Genomic DNA, 19,019 nt, shown 5'->3' with positions numbered 1-19,019 from the left:
GGGTTGAAGTTGCGGATCCAGGCGCTCCGCAGCCGTGACGCCACCGCAGCGGAGCGCCTGGATCCGCAACTTCAACCCCGCACCGGCGGCGCCGCTTCGTCTGGTGTGCTTCCCCCACGCAGGCGGTTCGGCCAGCTATTACTTCCCGCTGTCACGGGCCCTGTCTCCCGAGTTCGACGTGTTCGCGCTGCAGTATCCGGGTCGGCAGGACCGGTACAAGGAGCCGTTCGTCGAGACGATCGACGAGATGGCCGAACAGATCACCGCCGAACTCGCAGCGGTGCCGGCCGGGCCGGTGGCGTTCTTCGGGCACAGCATGGGCGCTGTCCTCGCCTTCGAGGTGACGCGGAGGCTGGAGGCGGCGCAGGGCCGCGCGCCGGTGACGATCTTCGCCTCGGGCTCGCGCGCGCCCAGCCGCTACGGCGACGAGCGTGAACACAAGGACGACCGCGACCTCGTCGACGTGATGCGGCAGCTCGGCGGAACCGATCCGCGGGTGCTGGAGAACAAGGAGATGCTCGAGACGTTCCTGCCGGCCTTCCGCAACGACTACCGGGCGCTGCAGGCCTACCATCGCGGCACCGACATCGGCATCGGAGCACCCGTGGTCGTGATGACGGCGACCGACGACCCGAAGACGAGCGTCGCCGACGCCTCGGCGTGGCACGAGCACACCTCAGCGGGCGGAACCGTGCACACCTTCTCCGGTGGGCACTTCTATCTGGAGAAGCAGCCGCAGCAGGTGATCGACGTCATCGCCACGACGCTGCGGGCACTCCCGGCCTGACCGCGGGCCACCGTCACCGCCGCGAGCAGACGCGAACTCGAGCGCGACACGCGGGAAAGAACTCGAGATTGTGTCTGCTCGCCGGGCTGACAGCGGGTCAGGACCCGGGGGTGAGCACGGCCTTGCCGGTGCGCGTCCCGCCGCTACGGTCGACCCACGTCAGGTCGACCACGTCGCCCGGGTAGTGCCGGTCGAGCAGAGCCGGCAGCGACTTCGACGAGTCGAGCCGCACCCCGTCCACAGAGAGCAGCAGGTCGCCGTCGGCCAGGCCGGCCTGCTCGGCCGGGCCGCCGCGAAGAACCTCTTGGATGACGACGCCCGGTGCGCCGCGGTCCGCGGCGCGGATGCCGACGCCCAGCAGCACCGGCGGCCCGATGTGCACGCTGTCCGAGGCGGCCCCTGCGCGGATCTGGTTGGCGATCGACATCGCATCGTTGATCGGGATTGCGAAGCCCTTGCCACCCGGGCCCATCCGGAAGTTCACCGACGCCGCCGTCGTGATGCCGACGACCTCGCCGTTGGCGTTGACGACAGGACCGCCCGAGTCGCCGGCGCGCACCGGCGCGGCGAACTCGATCAGCCCGGTGATCTCGTCACTGGAGCCGGTCAGCGTGTCCTCGGCGTTGACCGTCTGGCCGAACGCGGTGAACGTGCCCACCTCCTGCGTCAACGGGCTCTCGGTGCCTGAGGCGTTGCCCAGGGCGACGACAGGCTCGCCGGGCACCAGCACGTTGGAGTCACCGATCCGGGCCGGCGGGAGTCCACCGGCACCCTGCAGCTGGAGCACCGCGACGTCGCGTTTGCGGTCATACCCGACCAGCGTTGCCGGATAGGGGCGGCCGTTGACGGTGCCGGTGATGCGATCGGCGCCCTGCACGACGTGGAAGTTGGTCAGCACCTGGCCGCCCGGATCGATCACGAAGCCGGTGCCGGCGCCGATGACGCCCTGGTAGTCGACCTGGGTGTCGATCCGCACCACAGACGGCTCGACCTGCGTGGAGACCGCGACGAGGTCGTTGGGAGCGGCAGCAGCCGGCGCCACCGGGGCGACGAATGCCAGCGCTGCGATCAGTGCGGCCAGGGCAAACCTGAGCCGGGGAAAAGAACCCATAACAATCAATAGTGGCCGCAGGATGAGCTGCTGTCGAACGAGCTCGTGCGTGCTCAGTCCTCGACCGCCACCGAACCGCGGGTCCGGCGACGCTTGCTGAGCAGCGTCCCCTTGCCGGTCGGGCGCTTGTTCTGCAGCTTGCCGGGGGCTTTAGTGCCGGAGTCCGAGTCCGAGTCGGAGTCGGCGTCGGCGTCGGCGTCGGACTCTGACTCGGTGTCGGAGGTCGGTGCGGGTTCGCTCGCCGCCTCGTCCACGTCGGCGGCTTCGGTGTCCTCGACCGCTTCTTCGGGGGACCCGGTGTCCTCGACCGTCTCGGCTGAGTCAGCTCGCCCGGACTTGCCGCGCCGCCGCGACGTACGCTGCTTGACCTTCACCGGTTTCGGCGGCGGAGGCGGCAGCTCGGCGACAAAGGCCAGGTGGAACGCCAGGAAGCCGAGCAGCGCGATCGCCGCGGCCGCACCGTAGACACCGAACAGCCACTGTCCGGCGCTGTCCAGAGAGATCCAGATCTCGGCGATCGCCGCTCCGATGATCAACGCTGCGGCGAGCACGTGCAGCAGGATCGAGGCGGTGCGCAGCCGCAGCGCGGCGTGGGGGACACCGAACTCCGGCCGGCGGGTGCGCTGCAGCGTGAACACGACGGGCAGCGCGGCCAGGCCGATGAGCGCCCCGGTGACGATCCGCAGCGCGGTGCCCAGCGTGTGCGAGGTGTCACCGAGAAGTTCGAACGTGCGAGGTAGGACGAAGAAGAAATAGAGAACACCGGCGGCAACGGCGAACGACACATGCCAGACCACCGCGACGGTGCGGCCCATAGTCCTCCTCGATCGTGGTGCCCGGGGTGCGATGACGGTGGTGAGCGGGTCGATCGCACCCCGGGCGAGTGCGGAGGATGCGGGATTTGAACCCGCGAGGGCGTTAACCCAACCCGCGTTCCAGGCGAGCGCCATAGGCCACTAGGCGAATCCTCCGTCGGCAATGGTAACCGACCGCCATGGTGGCTCAGGAAATCCACCACCCGTTAGACTCGCCGTGGACCCCGCGCGGCGTCCATCCTGTGAACTCCCCCAGGGCCGGAAGGCAGCAAGGGTCAACGGGCTCTGGCGGGTGCGCGGGGTCCCCTTCATGTCACACACGTACGACGCGAAAGGCGAGCGGTGTCGTTTCAGTCGCTGAGCCGCGAAGAGCTGGCTCAGCAGCACGAACTGCAGCAGCGCAACTACGCCGAGCTGCAGGCCAAGAAGCTCCAGCTCGATCTCACCCGCGGCAAGCCGTCGCCGGCCCAGCTCGATCTGTCGAACGGCCTGCTGAGCCTGCCCGGCGACGGCGCGGACTCCTTTCGTGATCCCGACGGCACCGACACCCGGAACTACGGCGGCCTGCACGGCCTGCCTGCGCTGCGCGCCATCTTCGGCGAGCTGCTCGGCATCGCCGTGCCCAACCTCATCGCAGGCAACAACGCCAGCCTCGAATTCATGCACGACGTGGTCGTGTACTCGCTGTTGCACGGCGGTGTCGATTCGCCGCGGCCCTGGCTCGAGGACCTCCGCGACGGCACCGGGGTCAAGTTCCTGTGCCCGGCACCCGGCTACGACAGGCATTTCGCGATCACCGAGAGCCTCGGCATCGAGATGATCGCCGTGCCGATGCGCGAGGACGGACCCGACGTCGACCTCATCGAAGAGCTCGTCGCGGAGGACCCCGCGATCAAGGGCATGTGGTGCGTGCCCGTGTACGCGAACCCCACGGGTGCCACGTACTCCTGGGAGGTGGTCCGCCGGCTGGTGCAGATGCCTACGGCGGCAACCGATTTCCGCTTGATGTGGGACAACGCCTACATGGTGCACACGCTCACCCACGAGTTCACCAAGCAGGTCGACGTGCTGGGCCTGGCCGCGGCGGCCAACCATCCGAATCGCCCCCTGGTGTTCGCCTCGACATCGAAGATCACCTTCGCCGGCGCCGGGGTCAGCTTCTTCGGGGGTTCGCTGGGCAACATCGCGTGGTATCTGCAGCATGCGGGCAAGAAGTCGATCGGACCCGACAAGGTCAACCAGCTGCGGCACCTCCGTTTCTTCGGCGACGCAGACGGGGTCCGGCTGCACATGCAGCGCCACCAGGAGCTGCTCGCGCCGAAGTTCGCGTTGGTCCAGCAGATCCTGGAGGACCGGCTGGGTGCGTCCAAGATCGCGTCGTGGACAGACCCCAGGGGCGGCTACTTCGTCAGCCTGGACGTGCTGCCCGGCACCGCCAAGCGCACGGTGTCGCTCGCCAAGGACGCGGGCATCGCCGTGACCGAGGCCGGTGCCTCGTTCCCGTACCGAAAAGACCCGGAGGACAGCAACATCCGCATCGCGCCGACGTTCCCGGGGATGGCCGACCTGCGGGAGGCCATCGACGGGCTGGCGACGTGCGCGCTGCTCTCGGCGACCGAGTCGCTGCTGGCGGAGAAGTAGGCCGCGAAGTAGTCACACCGGGTCGGTAGCCTCTTCGACGTGGCTCTCTACCGTAAGTACCGACCGGCGACATTCGCCGAGGTCGTCGGCCAGGAACACGTCACCGAGCCGTTGTCCACCGCGCTGAACTCGAACCGCATCAACCATGCGTACTTGTTCTCCGGGCCTCGCGGGTGCGGCAAGACGTCCTCGGCGCGCATCTTGGCCCGGTCGCTGAACTGCGTCGAGGGACCCACCGCCACGCCGTGCGGGGTGTGCGATTCCTGTGTGGCCCTTGCGCCCAACGGCCCGGGCAACGTCGACGTCTCCGAACTCGACGCGGCGAGCCACGGTGGTGTCGACGACACCCGTGAGTTGCGCGACCGCGCGTTCTACGCGCCCGCCCAGTCGCGGTACCGGATCTTCATCGTCGACGAAGCGCACATGGTGACCACGGCGGGTTTCAATGCGCTGCTCAAGATCGTCGAGGAGCCGCCCGACCATCTGATCTTCGTGTTCGCCACCACCGAGCCGGAGAAGGTGCTGCCGACCATCCGATCGCGCACCCACCACTATCCGTTCCGGTTGTTGGCGCCCCGCACCATGCGATCGCTGATCGAGAAGATCGTCGCCTCGGAGAGCGTCGACGTCGACGATGCGGTGTACCCGCTGGTGATCCGGGCGGGCGGCGGGTCACCGCGAGACACGCTGTCAGTGCTCGATCAGCTGCTCGCCGGCGCCGACGGTAACCACGTCGCCTACCAGCGCGCGCTGGCTCTGCTGGGCGCCACCGACGTCGCGCTGATCGACGACGCGATCGACGCGCTCGCCGCCGGTGACGCGGCCGCGCTCTTCGGCGCGGTCGAGGGCGTGGTCGACGCGGGCCATGACCCGCGCCGCTTCGCGACGGATCTGTTGGAGCGCTTCCGCGACCTGATCGTGCTGCAGGCCGTGCCCGATGCGGTGGCCCGCGGCGTCGTCGACGGTGCCGAGGACGAACTCGACAGGATGCGGGAGCAGGCGGCGCGGATCGGGACGGCCACGCTGACGCGCTATGCCGAGGTGGTGCACGCCGGGCTGGGGGAGATGCGCGGGGCGACGGCGCCGCGCCTGCTGCTCGAGGTGGTGTGTGCGCGCCTGCTGCTGCCGTCAGCCAGCGACACCGAGGCGGCGCTTCTTCAGCGGGTGGAACGCATCGAGACCCGCTTGGACATGTCGATTCCCTCCGACGGCACTGCCACACCTGCTGCTGCGGCACCGGTCAAGCAGTACGTCCGCAAGACCCAGGCCGCTGAGCAGGCCGCCCCGCCGCCCGCTCCGGCAGCGTCCCCCGCTCCTGCGGCGGCGCCCCCACCTGCGCGGCCGCCGGCCCCTCCGGCGACGCCGCCGCCGACGCCCGCACAGCGCGCGCCCGAGCCCGAGCCCGAACCTGCTGCCGCCGAACCGGTTTCATCACCTCCGCCGGTGCGGCAACCCGCGGCGCCCGCGGTCGAGGCTCCGCCCGTGACACCTGCTGCGACGGTCGCGGCGGGCGAACCGAATGCGGCGGCCGTGCGCAGCATGTGGACCACGGTGCGAGAGAAGGTCAGGGAGCGCAGCCGCACCACCGAGGTGATGCTCGCCGGGGCGATCGTGCGCGCGGTGGAAGACGGCACGCTGATTCTCAGCCACGAATCGGCGCCGCTGGCCAAAAGGCTGACCGAGCAGCGCAACGCCGACGTCATCAAAGAGGCGCTGAAAGACGCGCTGGGCGTGAACTGGGCGGTGCGCTGCGAGGTCGGCTCGGCGCCCGCCGCAGCGCCCGAGCCCGCCGCGCGGCCCCGCAAGGTGCCCGACGAGCCTCCGCCCCTACCGGACGGGGACGACGAGGAGAGCATGCTGGCCGAGGCGGGCAGCATCGACCCCGCCGCGCCGCGCCGCGACCCCGAGGAAGCAGCGTTGGAGTTGTTGCAGAGCGAGCTGGGCGCGCGCCGTATCGACGGGTGAGGTCTAGGCCGTCCACCAGGGCCGTAGCGGCAGGCCGCCGTCGCCGCCGCGTTCGTCGAGCTTCGCGGCCAGCACCTGGTGGAGCTGAATGGCGTTCTGCTCGAAGCCCACTCGTGAGGCCGCCATGTACAGACCCCACACCTTGGCGGTGGGCAGCCCCACGTCGTCGACCGCCTGATCCCAGTTGTCGACGAGATTGCGGCACCAGTCGCGCAGCGTCATCGCGTAGTGGTGGCGCAGGTTCTCCTCGTGCAGCACCTCCAGGCCGACGTCCTGGATCTCGGTGATGATGCGGCCCGACCCGGTCAGCTCCCCGTCCGGGAACACGTAGCGGTCGATGAAACCTCCGGCAGCGGGGCCGTGCCGGTTGTCGTGCCGGGTGATGCAGTGGTTGAGCAGCAAGCCGCCGGTGCGCAGCTTGGACTTCAGGAACCGGAAGTACGCCGGATAGTTCGCCACCCCGATGTGTTCGGTCAAACCGATCGAGGACACGGCGTCGAACTGGGACTCCCGCACGTCGCGGTAGTCGCTGTGGCGCACCTGCGCCAGATCGCCCAATCCCTCGTCGGTGATGGCCTTTTGGGCCCACTCGGCCTGCTGGCGTGACAGCGTGACCCCGATCGCCTTCACGCCGTGCCGGGCGGCGTAGCGCACCATGCCGCCCCAGCCGCAGCCGACGTCGAGCAGTCGGTCGCCGGGCTTCAGCCGCAGCTTCTCGAACACCAGGCGGTACTTGTTCTCCTGCGCCTCTTCCAGCGACGCATCGGGCCGCGGGTAGCACGCGCAGGTGTAGGTCATCGACGGGCCGAGCACCCACTCGTAGAAGGTGTTCGACACGTCGTAGTGGTGGTGGATCGCCTCGGCATCACGAGTCTTGCTGTGCCGCAGACCTTCTGCGAATCGGCGCCAGCGTGGCAGAGCCTCCTGCGGCGGCGGTGAGATGGGCTTGAGGTGCTCGATGCCGATCGAGCGGACGATCTGCGCCATCACCCGCGCCGACGGCCGCTTGAAGTCGAGTTTCTCGGTCAGCGCATTGAGCAACGGATACGGATCGCCCGGGTGCACCCCGCGCATGTCGAGGTTGCCCGAGATGTAGGCGCGCGCGAGGCCAAGATCACCGGGCGCGGTCGCGAGGTAGGTGGTGCCGCGCGGGGTCAGCAGACTCAGGCCGAGGTCCGCGTCGTCGGGGCCCGCGCTGCTGCCGTCGTACGCCGTGAACTTCAGTGGCTGTGAGCCCGAGGCGAAGATCTCCAGGATCTCGGCCAGCGTCAGCTTCGGGGCCTCGGTCGTCTCTCGAAACGTCGTCATTGTCGCCGCACCGCCTTCGCATACAGGTCCAGGAACCGTGAGTCCGGGTCGTAGATCTTCTTCACCGTCGTGTACACCTCGCCGCCGTAGAGCTCGTCGAACTCCTCCCGCGAGTAGAAAGCGTCCGAGTACAGGGATTTATGCCCGGCGAGATCGCTGACCTTCCGCTCGATCATCCGGTTCGTGTACCCCTCCTCGGGCCCGACAGGCACCGAGGACCAGAATCCGACATTGACGTAACTGTGCTGCGGCCGAATCGGATACAGCGGCCAGCCACCAGCTGAACTCGTCGATTCGCGCAGTCGGAGCGGACACAGCCAGATCGGTTCGATCGGGACGGTGGCCAGGAACCAGTCGACGAACTCGGCGGTGTGCTCGATGGGCACCTCGATGTCCTGCACGACCCGTTCGCGTGGCGGCCTGCCGTTTCGCTTCTCGATGCGGTCGGCGATGTCGAAACGCTGGTCGTAGCCGATCAACTTCCAGTAGAAGCTGCTGCGCCGCAACCGGCGCGGCCAGAAGCGCCTGATCCGCGGGTTCTGCGCGCTGAACGCCCGCGAGCACCAGAACCAGTCGGTGTCCCAGCGCCACAGGTAGTCGTGGATCGTCAACCGGTCGTGCTTCTCGCCCGTCGGATGCTGAATGGACCGGTAGTAGATCTGCTGACCGGTGTAGTCGCTGACGGGGCCGGGTGTGCCCGTTTGTACGCCCAGACACAGGTAGCTCTCGTCAGCGGTGAACACGACGCCGTCGAGGTAGTCGACGCGCTCGCCGTTCCAGCCGCCGGTCTCGATGATGCGATCCATCGCCTCGACGAGATCGGTGATGGCGTGGAACCTCAGGTGGCGCAGCGCCACGAACGGTTTCACCGGTTCCAGCTCGATCTTCAGACGCACCGAATAGCCGAGGGTGCCATAGGAATTGGGGAAGGCTCGAAACAAGTCGGGGTTCTCGTCGGCCGATGCGGTGACGATTTCCCCTGTGCCGGTGAGGATGTCCATCTCGAGCACCGACTCGTGCGGCAGACCGTTGCGGAACGACGTGGACTCGATGCCCAGCCCCGTGACGGCGCCGCCGAGCGTGATGGTCTTCAACTGTGGGACCACCAGAGGTGAAAGCCCGTACGGCAGTGTCGCGGCGACCAGATCTTCGTAGGTGCACATGCCGGCGACGTCGGCGGTGCGCGCCTGTGGGTCCACGGCGATGACGCCGGTGAGGCCCGACACGTCCAGCCCGGGCGCGGTGCTCTTGGCACGGACGCGAAACAGATTCGAGGTCGGTTTGGCCAGGCGTACGGTCGCACCCGCCGGGATGGCCCGGTAACTGGCAAGAAGCCGCTGCACGCCGTCGGCGTGCGCGGCCCATGCATCGATCGAGCCCACAGCCACACATATACGCTAGTCCGCGGTCGCACCCGATGCGACTGCACCAGACTCGACGACAAGGAGTTCCACCGATGGGACAGGTCAGCGCGTCCAGCACGGTTCTGATCGACGCCGACCCCGCGACAGTGCTCGGCGCCGTCGCCGACTACCAGGCGATGCGTCCGAAGATCCTGTCCGAGCACTACAGCGGCTACCGCGTGCTCGAAGGCGGTCAGGGCGCGGGAACGGTCGCCACCTGGAAACTGCAAGCCACGAAGTCGCGCTCACGCGACGTCAAGGCCACCGTCGACGTCGCGGGCCGCACCGTCATCGAGAAGGACGCCAACTCGTCGATGGTGACCAACTGGACCGTCGCACCCGCCGGCCCGGGGTCTTCGGTGACGGTCAAGACGTCCTGGCAGGGCGCCGGCGGTATCGGCGGATTCTTCGAGAAGACGTTCGCGCCGATCGGTCTGCGCAAGATCCAGGCCGAAGTGCTCGGCAACCTCAAGCGTGAGGTGGAGGGCACAGAAGCAGTTCAGGACGTCTAACTGCGCTGGGCGCCCAGGAAGGCCACCACACCGCGCACGATCGCGTCGGCGTATTTCTGCCGGCCCTCCGGGGATTTCATCAGACCCGAGTCGATCGGGTTCTTCATGTTCCCGCACTCCACGAGGATCGACGGGTACTGCGCCAGGTTCAGCCCGGCGATGTCAGCGCGCGGGTTGAGCCCTGACGAGCCGATGTAGGTCGCCGGCGGAATCCCCGACCCTGCCATCGTGTCGCGCATCGTCTGGGCGAACTGCACGGCAGGACCGGCCTGCGCCGCGTTGAGCGGCGGCGAGGAGTACAGCACGTGGAAACCGCGCCCGGTGGCCGGCCCGCCGTCGGCGTGGATCGAGACGATCGCATTCGGCCGGATCGCGTTGGCCATCGCGGCGCGTTCGTCGACGCAGGGCCCCGGCCCGCTGTCGTCGCCGCGTGACATCGCGGTCCGCACCCCGAGGCCGGTCAGCGCCTGCCGTACCCGCAGCGTGGTGTCCCACGTGAACGTGTGTTCGGGGTAGCCGTCGTCGGTGGCCGTACCGCTGGCCTGGCAGTCCTTGGTGCCGCCGCGGCCGGTCGGAACCTGGCGGCTCAACCCGGCCATGGACGCCTGGTGACCCGGATCGAGGAACACGATCATGCCGGCGACGTTGGAGGGGGCGGCATGTGCTGGTGCCGCGAGCGTGGAGGCCGCGACGAGCAGCCCGGCGACGATCTGGGCGCCGACACGGCGAGTGGCTCTGATCAGCACCGCGCCACGGTAGCCCGCCTGCCGACTACGCTGGAAGCCCTGAGCGCCGGTTCGGCGTGAGCGCAACCAAGTCGAGACCGACACGCAATCAACCCGCAAGAGGATCAGCATGCAGCCTGGTGGCCAACCCGATATGTCCGCTCTGCTCGCCCAGGCACAGCAGATGCAGCAGCAGTTGATGGAGGCGCAGGAAGCGCTGGCCGCCTCAGAGGTGCACGGTCAGGCCGGTGGCGGCCTGGTGCAGGTCACGATGCGCGGTAGCGGTGAAGTGGTCGGTGTGGCCATCGACCCGAAGGTGGTCGACCCGTCCGACGTGGAGACGCTGCAGGATCTGATCGTCGGCGCGATCGCCGACGCCGCCAAGCAGGTCACCATCATGGCGCATGACCGTCTCGGCCCGCTGGCCGGCGGCATGGGCGGCCAGGGATTCCCCAGCCTGCCGGGGATGTGACTTGTTCGAAGGACCCGTTCAGGACCTGATCGACGAGCTCGGCAAGCTGCCCGGGATCGGCCCGAAGAGCGCGCAGCGCATCGCATTCCACCTGCTCTCCGTCGAACCGCCAGACATCGACCGGCTGACCGCCGTGCTGAACAAGGTGCGCGACGGGGTGACGTTCTGCGCGGTGTGCGGCAACGTCAGCGACGAGGAGCGCTGCCGCATCTGCGCCGATCCGCGCCGGGATGCGTCGCTGGTCTGCGTGGTGGAGGAGCCCAAGGACGTGCAGGCCGTCGAGCGGACGCGGGAGTTCCGGGGGCGCTACCACGTGCTGGGTGGGGCGCTGGATCCGCTGTCGGGCATCGGCCCTGACCAGCTGCGTATCCGGGAGCTGCTCAACCGCATCGGTGAGCGCGTCGACGGGGTGGAGGTCGCCGAGGTGATCATCGCGACCGACCCCAACACCGAGGGTGAGGCGACCGCGACGTATCTGGTGCGGATGCTGCGCGACATCCCCGGACTGTCGGTGACGCGCATCGCCTCCGGGCTGCCGATGGGCGGGGATCTGGAGTTCGCCGACGAGCTGACGCTGGGCCGTGCCCTCGCCGGCCGTCGCGCGATGGCCTGAGCGCAATGGCCTGAGCGCCGGTCGCCAGACCCGAGGTGTCGGTGGCTGTTGGCACGATGACCGCATGAACAGGGTCATCCTCGGCGGCGAAGCCGTCCGGGCAGGCGTGGCGACCAGGCATGAGCTCCGCCGCGACTACACGAAGCTCTACCGCGGCGTGTTCGTCCGCAACGGCGGGGAGATCTCGCTGAAGGACCGTGCGATCGGGGCCTGGCTGGCCACAGGTCGGCAGGGGGTCATCGCCGGGGTGACCGCGTCCGCATTGCACGGGGCGTCCTGGGTGGACGCGCGGCGCCCCATCGACGTGGCCGGCGTCAAAGCCACGCCGCAGGAGGGCCTGCTGCTGCGAACCGAGAGCGTGGCCCCCGACGAGATCACCCGCATCGGCGGCCTGCCCGTGACCACGCGGGTGCGCACGGCGTTCGATCTGGGGCGTCACCTGGAGCGCGCCGAGGCGTTGACCCGGCTGGATGCGTTGATGTGGAGTCAGCGTTTCGACCTGGACGAGGTGGCGGAGCTGGCGCAGCGGCACCCGCGGTCGCGAGGGCTGCGGCAACTGCGCGAACTGCTGCCGCTGGTCGACGGCGGTGCGGCGTCTCCGCGCGAGAGCGCGATCCGGCTCACGTTGCACGACAACGGTTTCCCGCGCGCAGACACAGTTCCCGGTGCTCGACGGGCCGCGGCCCGTCGCGTTCCTCGACCTCGCCTATCCGGAGTACGGAGTCGCGGTCGAGTGCGACGGCGAGCACCACCGCACGGACAAGCAGGCCTACGTCGCGGACGTCGCGCGGGTGAGGATGCTCGAGCAGATAGACTGGATCGTGATCCGGGTGACGGCCGAGGACCGTCCCGACGCCTGGCTGTCCCGCGTCGGGATCGCGTTACGGAAGCGGGGGTGCCCCATACCGCCGGGTATCGTCACGACGCTGTCCGCGTGACGGCCTCCTGCTCGAGCCGGGCAGTCAGCCGGCGGTAGCCGTTGAGGTTCACCAGGCCGCGGTGCTCCGGTGCACCGCGCAACTGCAGGTCGGGATAGCGGTCGAACAACGCGCGCAGCGCGGTCACCGCCTCGTTGCGCGCCAGCGCGGCGCCGAGGCACACGTGGATGCCGCTGCCGAACGCCAGGTGCTCGCGGGCGTTGGGGCGCGTGATGTCGAATCGGTCCGGATGATCGAACACTTTGGGGTCCCTGTTGGCACCGCCGAGCAGCAGCACGACCGCGGTGCCCTGCGCGACCGGCACCCCGGCGATCTCGGTGGCGCGGCTGGCTTGCCGCGCGGTCATCTGCACGGGGCTGTCGAAGCGCAGCATCTCCTCGATCGCCGACGGCCACAGGCCGGGATCGTCGCGCAGCAGCGCGAGTTGGTCGGGGTGATCCATCAGCGCGACGATGCCGTTGCCGATGAGATTGACCGTCGTCTCGACCCCGGCGCCCACGAGCAGCGTCGCGTTCGCCCGCAGTACGCGATCGGTCAGTCCGCCCTCGAGAGCCATCGTGCTGAACGGGGTGCCGTCGGAGCCCTCGGCGCGAAGCCGGCGGAAATGGTCCTGCATGTAGGCCTCGACGTCGCGCAGTTCTCGCATCGCGCCGCGGTATGCCGCCCAGCTGATGCCGATGTCGAGTAGCGGAGCAATCGTGTTGCCCCACCGGAGGATCCGCGGACGTTCGGTGGGCGGGACGCCGAGCAGATCGCTGATCACCGCGGCCGGCACCTGAGCGGCGTAGTCGCCGACGAGATCCACCTCGCGCCGCCCGTCGAGGCCGTCGAGCAACTCGAGCGTCAGCTCGTCGATGCGGGCATCGAGCGTGGCGATCGCGCGCGGGGTGAAGCTGCGCGCCACCATCTTGCGGTAACCGGTGTGCTCGGGCGGGTCGGTCATCAGCATCGACGGCGCCTCGACGGGGTTGGGCAGCTCGGGATCGAGCCGGCGCACGATTCGTGCGAGCACGTCGGGCAGACCGGTTTCAGCGGGATCGGCGACGACGAAGTCGTTGTCGCGCAGCACCGTCCGGCAGATCTCGTGGTCGGCGCTGACCAGCACCGCGGGGGTCTGCGCCAGCGGTCCCGCTGCCCGGATCTCCTCGATGCGGCGCAGCCGGCCGGCGGAGTCGTCGCGGCCGAGCGTCAGCGTCGCCATCGGCTCCCCGTGCCGAGCCCGTAGAGAGAGGAAGGCGCGCGGCAGACCGTGCAGTGCTGCCCAACGCGTCCAGGTCGACAGTTCGCTAGCCATATCTCGACGGTAGGCAGTTCAGCGCGCGAGCGCATCGTCCCAGGAGTGCAACACCGCCTCCTACCGGGGTAGGAGGCCGACTGCCTACCGCGGGCGGTTCCCCGGTCCCCGGACCGCTCCTAGACTGGGCCGATGCTCTATGCGCTGCGGCACCGCGTGCGCGGGTACGCCGCGCGCAAGGCGGACGACATGCCGGGCGGCTACACCTGGCCGTTCGCCATCAGCGTGGATGTGACCATGGTGGTGGTCTCGGTGATCGCGGCGCTGCAGCGGCCGTGGTCGCACTGGTGGATCGCCACCGTTGCGCTCCTGGTCGGCATCCTGCCCGACGTCGTGTTCTTCTTCACCGACCGGCGGGTGCCGGTGGCGGTCGAGGCGGCCACAGTGTGGCTGGCGTGGATGGTCAGCACCGCACTGTTCCTGTTCGCCTTCCCCACGCCGATCAGCGGAGACTTCGCACCGCTGCTGCTCGGCCTTCTGACCGGGATGATCGGCGCCTTCACCTCGGCGCGGACCAGCCTGCTGGTGGCGCTTTCCGCGGCGGCGCTCGTCGGCGCTGCGGGGTGGGCCGGACGGCTCGAAACACCCTGGCTCTATCTGACGTTCATCGCGATCGGTCTGCTGGTCGGTTGGCTGATGCGCATTCAACAGGAGCTGTTGCTCGAACAGCGGCGCGCGCACGCCAAACTCGCCGAGCACGCCGCCGCCGACGAGCGGCGCCGGATCGCCCGTGAGGTCCACGACGTGATCGCACACTCGTTGAGCGTGACCCTGCTGCACGTCACCGGCGCGCGGCGCGATCTGCAGGTCGACCGCGACGTCGACGAAGCGGTGGACGCGCTCGAGCAGGCGGAGCGCCTCGGCCGTCAGGCCATGGCCGACATCCGCCACACGGTCGGCCTGCTCGACGACGCCACCGCAACGACGGTTCCCAACCCCGGCATCGGTGATCTGGCCTCGCTCGTCGAGGATTTCGTGCGGGCGGGGCTGTCGGTGTCGCTGCGCATCTCGGGGGACACCGACCGGATCTCCGCGGCCGAGGGCTTGGCGCTCTACCGCATCGCGCAGGAGTCGCTGGCCAACGTCGCCAAGCACGCACCCGAGGCGGCGACGTCGGTCACGCTCGACGTCGTAGGCGCGGCGGTGCTCACGATCGTGAATCGGGTTCCGGTCCTCGTCGCGGGCCGGGGCGAACGGCACGAGGGGCGGGGCATGCGCGGCATGCGGCAGCGCATCGAATTACTCGGCGGCACACTGGATGCGGGACCTGCCGGTGACGCGTGGTCGGTGCGTGCGGTCATCCCGGTCGAGGGCCGACCCGGCTGCGTGCTGCGGGGCGGCGCACCGTGACAGCCGAGTTGGTGAGTGCGCTGCTCGTCGACGACCAGGAGCTGGTGCGCTCCGGTCTGCGCCGCATTCTGCGACGGCGGGACGGGATCGTGGTCGTCGGCGACTGTTCGGACGGCGACGAGGTGCCTGCCGCAGTGGCCGAGCATCGGCCCGACGTGGTGGTGATGGATCTGCGAATGAAGCGCGTCAACGGGATCGAGGCGACGCGGGCCCTTGCCGACTGTGGGGGACCGCCGGTGCTGGCGCTCACGACATTCAGTGATGACGATTTGCTCTCGGGCGTGTTGCGCGCCGGCGCAGCGGGTTTCGCGCTGAAGGATTCGCCGGCCGAAGAGCTCATCCGGGCCGTGCACGCCGTCGCGCGCGGCGACGGGTACCTCGACCCGTCGGTGACCGCGCGGGTGCTGACGACCTATCGCACCGCGGCCGCCGAGCCCGCGCCCGACGCGGTGAGCGAGCTGACCCCGCGTGAACTCGACGTGTTGACGCTGGTGGCCAAGGGCCGTTCGAACGGTGAGATCGCCGAGGAGCTGGTGATCTCCGGTGTCACGGTGAAGAGTCACATCGGCCGCATCTTCGGCAAGCTGGGGCTGCGTGATCGCCCGGCGGCCATCGTCTACGCCTATCGCCACGGCCTCGTCGCCCCACGCTGATCTACACGCGGCGCGGTGCCGCCAGGCGTTCCCCCCGCAATGTGTCGACCTCCGGAAGGTCAAGGGGGGCAAGCGGTCCCACTACCGTGGTGAGCAGGTGGTCGGCGAGTTCGGGGTTGCGCGCCAGGCAGCAGCCGTGCAGATAGGTCGCCACGACGCTGCCCTGCACCGCACCGTCCACGCCCGAGCCCGCCCGGTTGCCTGCACCCTTGGTCACCGCGGCCAGCGGCCGCGCGTCCGCACCCAGATCGGTTCCGCCCCGGTGATTCTCGAATCCGGTCAACGGCTGGGTGAGCCCGTCGATCAGCGGTGTGGAGGCCACCTCGCCGATCGTCCGCTCCGGCTGCGGTGAGGTCGTGACGTCGAGCAGCCCCACCCCGGACACCCGCTCCCCGGCCGAGGTCTCGTACCAGTGGCCCAGCACCTGGATCGCCGCGCAGATCGCCAGCACCGGCGCGCCGCGCGAAACCGCCTGCTGCAGACCGGGATAGCGCACCAGATGTTTGGTCGCGAGACGCTGCGCGTAGTCCTCGGCGCCGCCGAGGGTGTAGATGTCCAGTTCGGCGGGCACCGGGTCGTCGAGCGTGATCTCGACGATCTCGGCGTCGATCCCACGCAACCGCAGCCGCTGCCGCAGCACCAGCGAGTTGCCGCCGTCGCCGTAGGTGCCCATCACGTCGGGCAGCACGAGCCCGATGTGGACTGTGGATTCGCTCATGGCAGCCGCCTGTTCAGCTGGAGGAACGCCGTGTAGTTGGCGAGCACCTCGACGTGGCCGGGCGGGCAGCTGCGGATCGCCGCCATCGTGTCGTGCACCAGCGTGTGCTCGACGCCGGCGTATCCGAGGCGCACCGCGAGATCGGTGCCGCGTTCACCGGCCGCCACCACCGGCACGTTCTCGAAGTGCTCGAAACGGACGTCCCACAGCCACGACAGGTCCTCGCCGTCGGGTACCTGCCCGTTGACCGAGATCACCACGCCCGCGGCGTCGCGGTCGAGCATCGACAGTGCCTCCTGCCAGCCGGCGGGATTCTTGGCCAGTAGCAGTCGGGCGGTGTGCGCCGGGCCGACCGGCACGGTCCGATAGCGGCCGGCCACTTCGTCGACGGCGGCCACCGCGGCGACGGCCGCCGCGGGATCGGCGCCGAGGGTGACTGCGGCGGCGACGGCCTGGGTGGCGTTGCCGCGGTTGACCGTGCCCGGCAGCGTGAGCGCCATCGGCAGGGCCAGGCCGCCGGGACCGTAGATGTGGGTGTCGTCGTACCACCAGTCCGGTTCGGGCCGGTGGAAGTCGCAGCCCGTCGAGTGCCAGTCCGCACCCTCGCGCACGATCACCTCGCCGGAGCGCGGGCAACTGACCGAATCGCTGGCCCAGCCGCCGCCGGCGGCCACCCACACCACGTGCGGGTGGTCGTAGGCGGCCGAGGTCATCAGGACGTCGTCACAGTTGGCGACCACCACGGCCGCGCTGTGACGGGCCAGACCTGCGCGCAGGGTCCGTTCGATGTGGTTGATCTCACCCACCCGGTCGAGCTGATCGCGCGACAGATTGAGCAGCACGATCACCGACGGGGTGACGGCGTCGCTGACGTGCGGGACGTGCATCTCGTCGACCTCGAGCGCAGCCAGGGACGCGGTGGGCGCGGCGGCCAGCGCGGCCACCAGCCCGGCGTCCATGTTGGCGCCCTCGGCGTTGGTCGCGACGGGCCCGAGAGTGGCCAGTGCGGCCGCCGTCATCCGCGTGGTGGTGGACTTGCCGTTGGTGCCGGTCACGACGACGGTGCGACGGCCCTGGCCGAGTTGCTGCAGGATCGAGCGGTCGATCGTCATCGCGACGAGCCCGCCGATCATCGCGCCGGCGCCGCGGCCGGTGACCCGCGACGCCCAGCGGGCGCCTGCACCGGCTGCGAGCGCCGCTCGTGCGCGTACCGAGACCATTCCCGGGAGTTTAGAGAAGGGGCCGACACGCGGCGTGGGGAGCAAGGCTTGTCGGGGCTGCGTGCCATTCTCGGAGGGTGAGTTCAACCGCCGTCCGTACCTGGGGCCGGCCCGCCGACGAGGCGGGCGCCGGGTGGGCGGTCGTCGACGTCGAGACCTCCGGTTTTCGGCCCGGACAGGCACGCGTCGTGAGTGTCGCCGCGCTCGCGCTCAGCGATGACGGCAACGTGGAGAAGAGCCTGTACTCACTGCTCGATCCGGGCGTCGATCCGGGTCCGACGCACATCCACGGGCTCACCGCGGAGATGCTGGCCGGCCAGCCCACCTTCGGAGACGTCGTCGCGGATTTGTGTGAGGTGCTGCAGGGCCGCACGCTGGTCGCCCACAACGTGGGCTTCGACTACGCCTTCCTGGCCGCGGAGGCCGAGATGGTCGGCGCTGCGCTGCCGGTCGACACGGTGATGTGCACCGTCGAGTTGGCCCGACGGCTCGATCTGGGGTTGGACAACCTCCGGTTGGAGACGTTGGCCGCGCATTGGGGGGTGACCCAGATGCGCCCGCACGATGCGCTCGATGACGCGATGGTGCTCGCCCAGATCCTCAAACCGGTGCTGGCGCGCGCCTACGAGCGGCGAGCGTGGCTTCCCGTGCATCCGGTGTCGCGCCGCACGTGGCCGAACGGTCGCGTGACCCACGACGAACTGCGGCCGCTCAAGGCCATGGCCGCCCGGCTTCCGTGCCCGTACGCGAACCCGGGGCGCTTCGTGTCCGGGCGGCCCCCGGTGCAGGGCATGCGAGTCGCTGTGGCCGCCGAGGTCGAGCGCACCTATGAGGAACTGATCGAACGCATGTTGCACGCCGGGCTGGCGTTCACCGAGGCAGTCGACCAACACACCTCTCTGGTGGTGTGTGACCAACCGGATGTGCTGCAGGGCAGGGGCTTTCAGGCCCGCGAACTGGGTCTGCCCGTCGTGTCCTCAGTGCAGTTCATGGACGACGTGACGTCAGTGGTCGGTGGTACACCGGTCGAGGACTTCGTCGGCTCCGACCTGGGCGAGGACCAGCTTTCCCTGTTCTGATCTAGGGCGCTTCGCAGATTCGTCCGGGAGTGCAGCCCGCGACGTCCTGCATACCGTCCTGGCCGGGCGGGATCTCTCCGACGATGGGCGGCGGACCGCCCTCGGGAGCGGTGGCATCGCACGCAGCGCCCCGTGCTGCGCCGCCCGGGTCGTCGCATGGCACATTGGGCTGTGCACCGGCGATGGGTGCCATCGCGATGACCGTCGCGGCGGCCCCGGTCAGCATGGCTGTTCCGAAGGTGATGAGTTTCATGTCCCTGTGAATTACCAGCGTGCAGACTGTTGAAACGATCTAATCATCGCCGTTGTTGCAGACCCGGCCCGGAATGCAGCCGGCACCGCCGATGTAGGGGTTCTCGCCGCCCTCACCCGACCCCGCCCCCGTCGTCCCGCCACCGGGAGTCACGTTCGTACA

18 protein-coding genes, 1 tRNA gene, 1 other RNA gene and 1 pseudogene are annotated in these 19,019 nt (G+C 69.4%); 11 read left to right on the top strand and 10 right to left on the bottom strand.

Annotation, left to right across the window (positions count from 1 at the left end; genetic code table 11):
* Positions 1-34 precede the first annotated feature (34 nt).
* The gene (locus DMB80_RS26405) at positions 35-787 is read left to right on the top strand and encodes a thioesterase II family protein (protein ID WP_111512540.1); all 753 of its coding nucleotides are present in this window, start codon (positions 35-37) and stop codon (positions 785-787) included.
* A gap of 97 nt (positions 788-884) precedes the next feature.
* Here DMB80_RS26405 and DMB80_RS26400 read toward each other — a convergent pair whose 3' ends face one another.
* From DMB80_RS26400 to DMB80_RS26390, 3 genes are all read right to left on the bottom strand, one after another.
* Entirely contained in the window at positions 885-1,898 is a 1,014-nt protein-coding gene (locus DMB80_RS26400) for a S1C family serine protease (protein ID WP_111512539.1), read from the bottom strand.
* Positions 1,899-1,951: 53 nt separating this feature from the next.
* Positions 1,952-2,713: a lipid uptake coordinator LucA gene (gene lucA, locus DMB80_RS26395; protein ID WP_111512538.1), complete on the bottom strand. Its 762-nt coding sequence runs from the start codon at positions 2,711-2,713 to the stop codon at positions 1,952-1,954.
* Positions 2,714-2,784: 71 nt separating this feature from the next.
* Positions 2,785-2,869, bottom strand: a tRNA-Ser gene (locus DMB80_RS26390).
* Between the two features lie 60 nt (positions 2,870-2,929).
* Here DMB80_RS26390 and ffs point away from each other — a divergent pair.
* The 3 genes from ffs to DMB80_RS26375 all read left to right on the top strand — a co-directional run bounded on the left by ffs (position 2,930) and on the right by DMB80_RS26375 (position 6,319).
* Positions 2,930-3,024, top strand: an RNA gene (gene ffs, locus DMB80_RS26385) — signal recognition particle sRNA small type.
* A 31-nt stretch (positions 3,025-3,055) separates the two neighbouring features.
* Entirely contained in the window at positions 3,056-4,354 is a 1,299-nt protein-coding gene (locus DMB80_RS26380) for an aspartate aminotransferase type Ic (RefSeq protein ID WP_111512537.1), read from the top strand.
* A gap of 39 nt (positions 4,355-4,393) precedes the next feature.
* Positions 4,394-6,319, top strand: a complete 1,926-nt coding sequence (locus DMB80_RS26375) for a DNA polymerase III subunits gamma/tau (RefSeq protein WP_111512536.1) — start codon at positions 4,394-4,396, stop codon at positions 6,317-6,319.
* Between the two features lie 3 nt (positions 6,320-6,322).
* On the opposite strand, the gene DMB80_RS26370 is transcribed toward DMB80_RS26375, so the two are convergent.
* Both DMB80_RS26370 and DMB80_RS26365 read right to left on the bottom strand, forming a co-directional pair.
* Positions 6,323-7,627, bottom strand: coding sequence for a class I SAM-dependent methyltransferase (locus DMB80_RS26370; protein ID WP_111512535.1), 1,305 nt, complete (start codon positions 7,625-7,627; stop codon positions 6,323-6,325).
* On the bottom strand, positions 7,624-9,015 hold the full coding sequence (locus tag DMB80_RS26365) for an FAD-binding oxidoreductase (RefSeq protein WP_111512534.1): 1,392 nt from the start codon (positions 9,013-9,015) through the stop codon (positions 7,624-7,626). Before DMB80_RS26365 ends, DMB80_RS26370 begins: the two co-directional genes overlap by 4 nt.
* A 68-nt stretch (positions 9,016-9,083) precedes the next feature.
* Here DMB80_RS26365 and DMB80_RS26360 point away from each other — a divergent pair, with 68 nt between their 5' ends.
* Positions 9,084-9,542 carry an SRPBCC family protein gene (locus DMB80_RS26360; protein ID WP_111512533.1) on the top strand — a complete coding sequence of 153 codons (459 nt, stop codon included), beginning with the start codon at positions 9,084-9,086 and terminating at the stop codon, positions 9,540-9,542.
* Here DMB80_RS26360 and DMB80_RS26355 read toward each other — a convergent pair.
* Complete coding sequence (locus tag DMB80_RS26355; protein ID WP_046365288.1) at positions 9,539-10,282, bottom strand: Rv3717 family N-acetylmuramoyl-L-alanine amidase; 744 nt, start codon at positions 10,280-10,282, stop codon at positions 9,539-9,541. The two genes, DMB80_RS26360 and DMB80_RS26355, sit on opposite strands and share 4 nt — an antisense overlap.
* Before the next feature lie 115 nt (positions 10,283-10,397).
* On the opposite strand from DMB80_RS26355, the gene DMB80_RS26350 reads away from it, so the two are divergent.
* The 3 genes and pseudogenes from DMB80_RS26350 to DMB80_RS26340 all read left to right on the top strand — a co-directional run bounded on the left by DMB80_RS26350 (position 10,398) and on the right by DMB80_RS26340 (position 12,290).
* Positions 10,398-10,739 (top strand): YbaB/EbfC family nucleoid-associated protein, encoded by a 342-nt coding sequence (locus DMB80_RS26350; RefSeq protein ID WP_111512532.1) that lies wholly within the window; start codon positions 10,398-10,400, stop codon positions 10,737-10,739.
* Position 10,740: 1 nt separating this feature from the next.
* Positions 10,741-11,352 (top strand): recombination mediator RecR, encoded by a 612-nt coding sequence (recR, locus tag DMB80_RS26345; protein WP_048422551.1) that lies wholly within the window; start codon positions 10,741-10,743, stop codon positions 11,350-11,352.
* 64 nt (positions 11,353-11,416) lie between these two features.
* Positions 11,417-12,290: pseudogene (locus tag DMB80_RS26340) on the top strand (hypothetical protein).
* Here DMB80_RS26340 and DMB80_RS26335 read toward each other — a convergent pair.
* The gene (locus DMB80_RS26335; RefSeq protein ID WP_111512531.1) at positions 12,271-13,584 is read right to left on the bottom strand and encodes a cytochrome P450; all 1,314 of its coding nucleotides are present in this window, start codon (positions 13,582-13,584) and stop codon (positions 12,271-12,273) included. The pseudogene DMB80_RS26340 and the gene DMB80_RS26335 overlap by 20 nt on opposite strands.
* Before the next feature lie 132 nt (positions 13,585-13,716).
* Between DMB80_RS26335 and DMB80_RS26330 the strand changes: the two genes are divergently transcribed.
* Together DMB80_RS26330 and DMB80_RS26325 are read left to right on the top strand one after the other, a co-directional pair.
* On the top strand, positions 13,717-14,934 hold the full coding sequence (locus DMB80_RS26330) for a sensor histidine kinase (RefSeq protein ID WP_111512530.1): 1,218 nt from the start codon (positions 13,717-13,719) through the stop codon (positions 14,932-14,934).
* Positions 14,931-15,587, top strand: coding sequence for a response regulator (locus DMB80_RS26325; protein WP_111512529.1), 657 nt, complete (start codon positions 14,931-14,933; stop codon positions 15,585-15,587). Before DMB80_RS26330 ends, DMB80_RS26325 begins: the two co-directional genes overlap by 4 nt.
* A 1-nt stretch (position 15,588) precedes the next feature.
* On the opposite strand, the gene DMB80_RS26320 is transcribed toward DMB80_RS26325, so the two are convergent.
* Both DMB80_RS26320 and DMB80_RS26315 read right to left on the bottom strand, forming a co-directional pair.
* Positions 15,589-16,305, bottom strand: a complete 717-nt coding sequence (locus DMB80_RS26320) for a type 1 glutamine amidotransferase (protein WP_111512528.1) — start codon at positions 16,303-16,305, stop codon at positions 15,589-15,591.
* Positions 16,302-17,525 carry a Mur ligase family protein gene (locus tag DMB80_RS26315; protein WP_111512527.1) on the bottom strand — a complete coding sequence of 408 codons (1,224 nt, stop codon included), beginning with the start codon at positions 17,523-17,525 and terminating at the stop codon, positions 16,302-16,304. The genes DMB80_RS26320 and DMB80_RS26315 overlap by 4 nt, the downstream gene beginning before the upstream one ends.
* Positions 17,526-17,602: 77 nt before the next feature.
* Between DMB80_RS26315 and DMB80_RS26310 the strand changes: the two genes are divergently transcribed.
* On the top strand, positions 17,603-18,604 hold the full coding sequence (locus DMB80_RS26310; protein WP_111512526.1) for a DEDDh family exonuclease: 1,002 nt from the start codon (positions 17,603-17,605) through the stop codon (positions 18,602-18,604).
* 1 nt (position 18,605) lies between these two features.
* On the opposite strand, the gene DMB80_RS26305 is transcribed toward DMB80_RS26310, so the two are convergent.
* Positions 18,606-18,857, bottom strand: coding sequence for a hypothetical protein (locus tag DMB80_RS26305; RefSeq protein ID WP_046366305.1), 252 nt, complete (start codon positions 18,855-18,857; stop codon positions 18,606-18,608).
* Positions 18,858-19,019 lie beyond the last annotated feature (162 nt).

It is taken from the genome of Mycobacterium kyogaense (genome assembly GCF_003254575.1).
Taxonomy (GTDB): Bacteria; Actinomycetota; Actinomycetes; order Mycobacteriales; family Mycobacteriaceae; genus Mycobacterium; species Mycobacterium kyogaense.
The sequence above is the reverse complement of the archived record's forward strand: the minus strand, read 5'-3'. Positions and strand labels throughout refer to the sequence as shown.

Bases quoted from the DNA above. Each gene is read 5' to 3' on its own strand.
- DMB80_RS26400 (WP_111512539.1), bottom strand. From the start codon at position 1,898: ATGGGTTCTTTTCCCCGGCTCAGGTTTGCCCTGGCCGCACTGATCGCA.
- lucA (WP_111512538.1), bottom strand. From the start codon at position 2,713: ATGGGCCGCACCGTCGCGGTGGTCTGGCATGTGTCGTTCGCCGTTGCC.
- DMB80_RS26370 (WP_111512535.1), bottom strand. From the start codon at position 7,627: ATGACGACGTTTCGAGAGACGACCGAGGCCCCGAAGCTGACGCTGGCC.
- DMB80_RS26360 (WP_111512533.1), top strand. From the start codon at position 9,084: ATGGGACAGGTCAGCGCGTCCAGCACGGTTCTGATCGACGCCGACCCC.
- DMB80_RS26350 (WP_111512532.1), top strand. From the start codon at position 10,398: ATGCAGCCTGGTGGCCAACCCGATATGTCCGCTCTGCTCGCCCAGGCA.
- DMB80_RS26335 (WP_111512531.1), bottom strand. From the start codon at position 13,584: ATGGCTAGCGAACTGTCGACCTGGACGCGTTGGGCAGCACTGCACGGT.
- DMB80_RS26330 (WP_111512530.1), top strand. From the start codon at position 13,717: ATGCTCTATGCGCTGCGGCACCGCGTGCGCGGGTACGCCGCGCGCAAG.
- DMB80_RS26320 (WP_111512528.1), bottom strand. From the start codon at position 16,305: ATGAGCGAATCCACAGTCCACATCGGGCTCGTGCTGCCCGACGTGATG.
- DMB80_RS26315 (WP_111512527.1), bottom strand. From the start codon at position 17,525: ATGGTCTCGGTACGCGCACGAGCGGCGCTCGCAGCCGGTGCAGGCGCC.
- DMB80_RS26305 (WP_046366305.1), bottom strand. From the start codon at position 18,857: ATGAAACTCATCACCTTCGGAACAGCCATGCTGACCGGGGCCGCCGCG.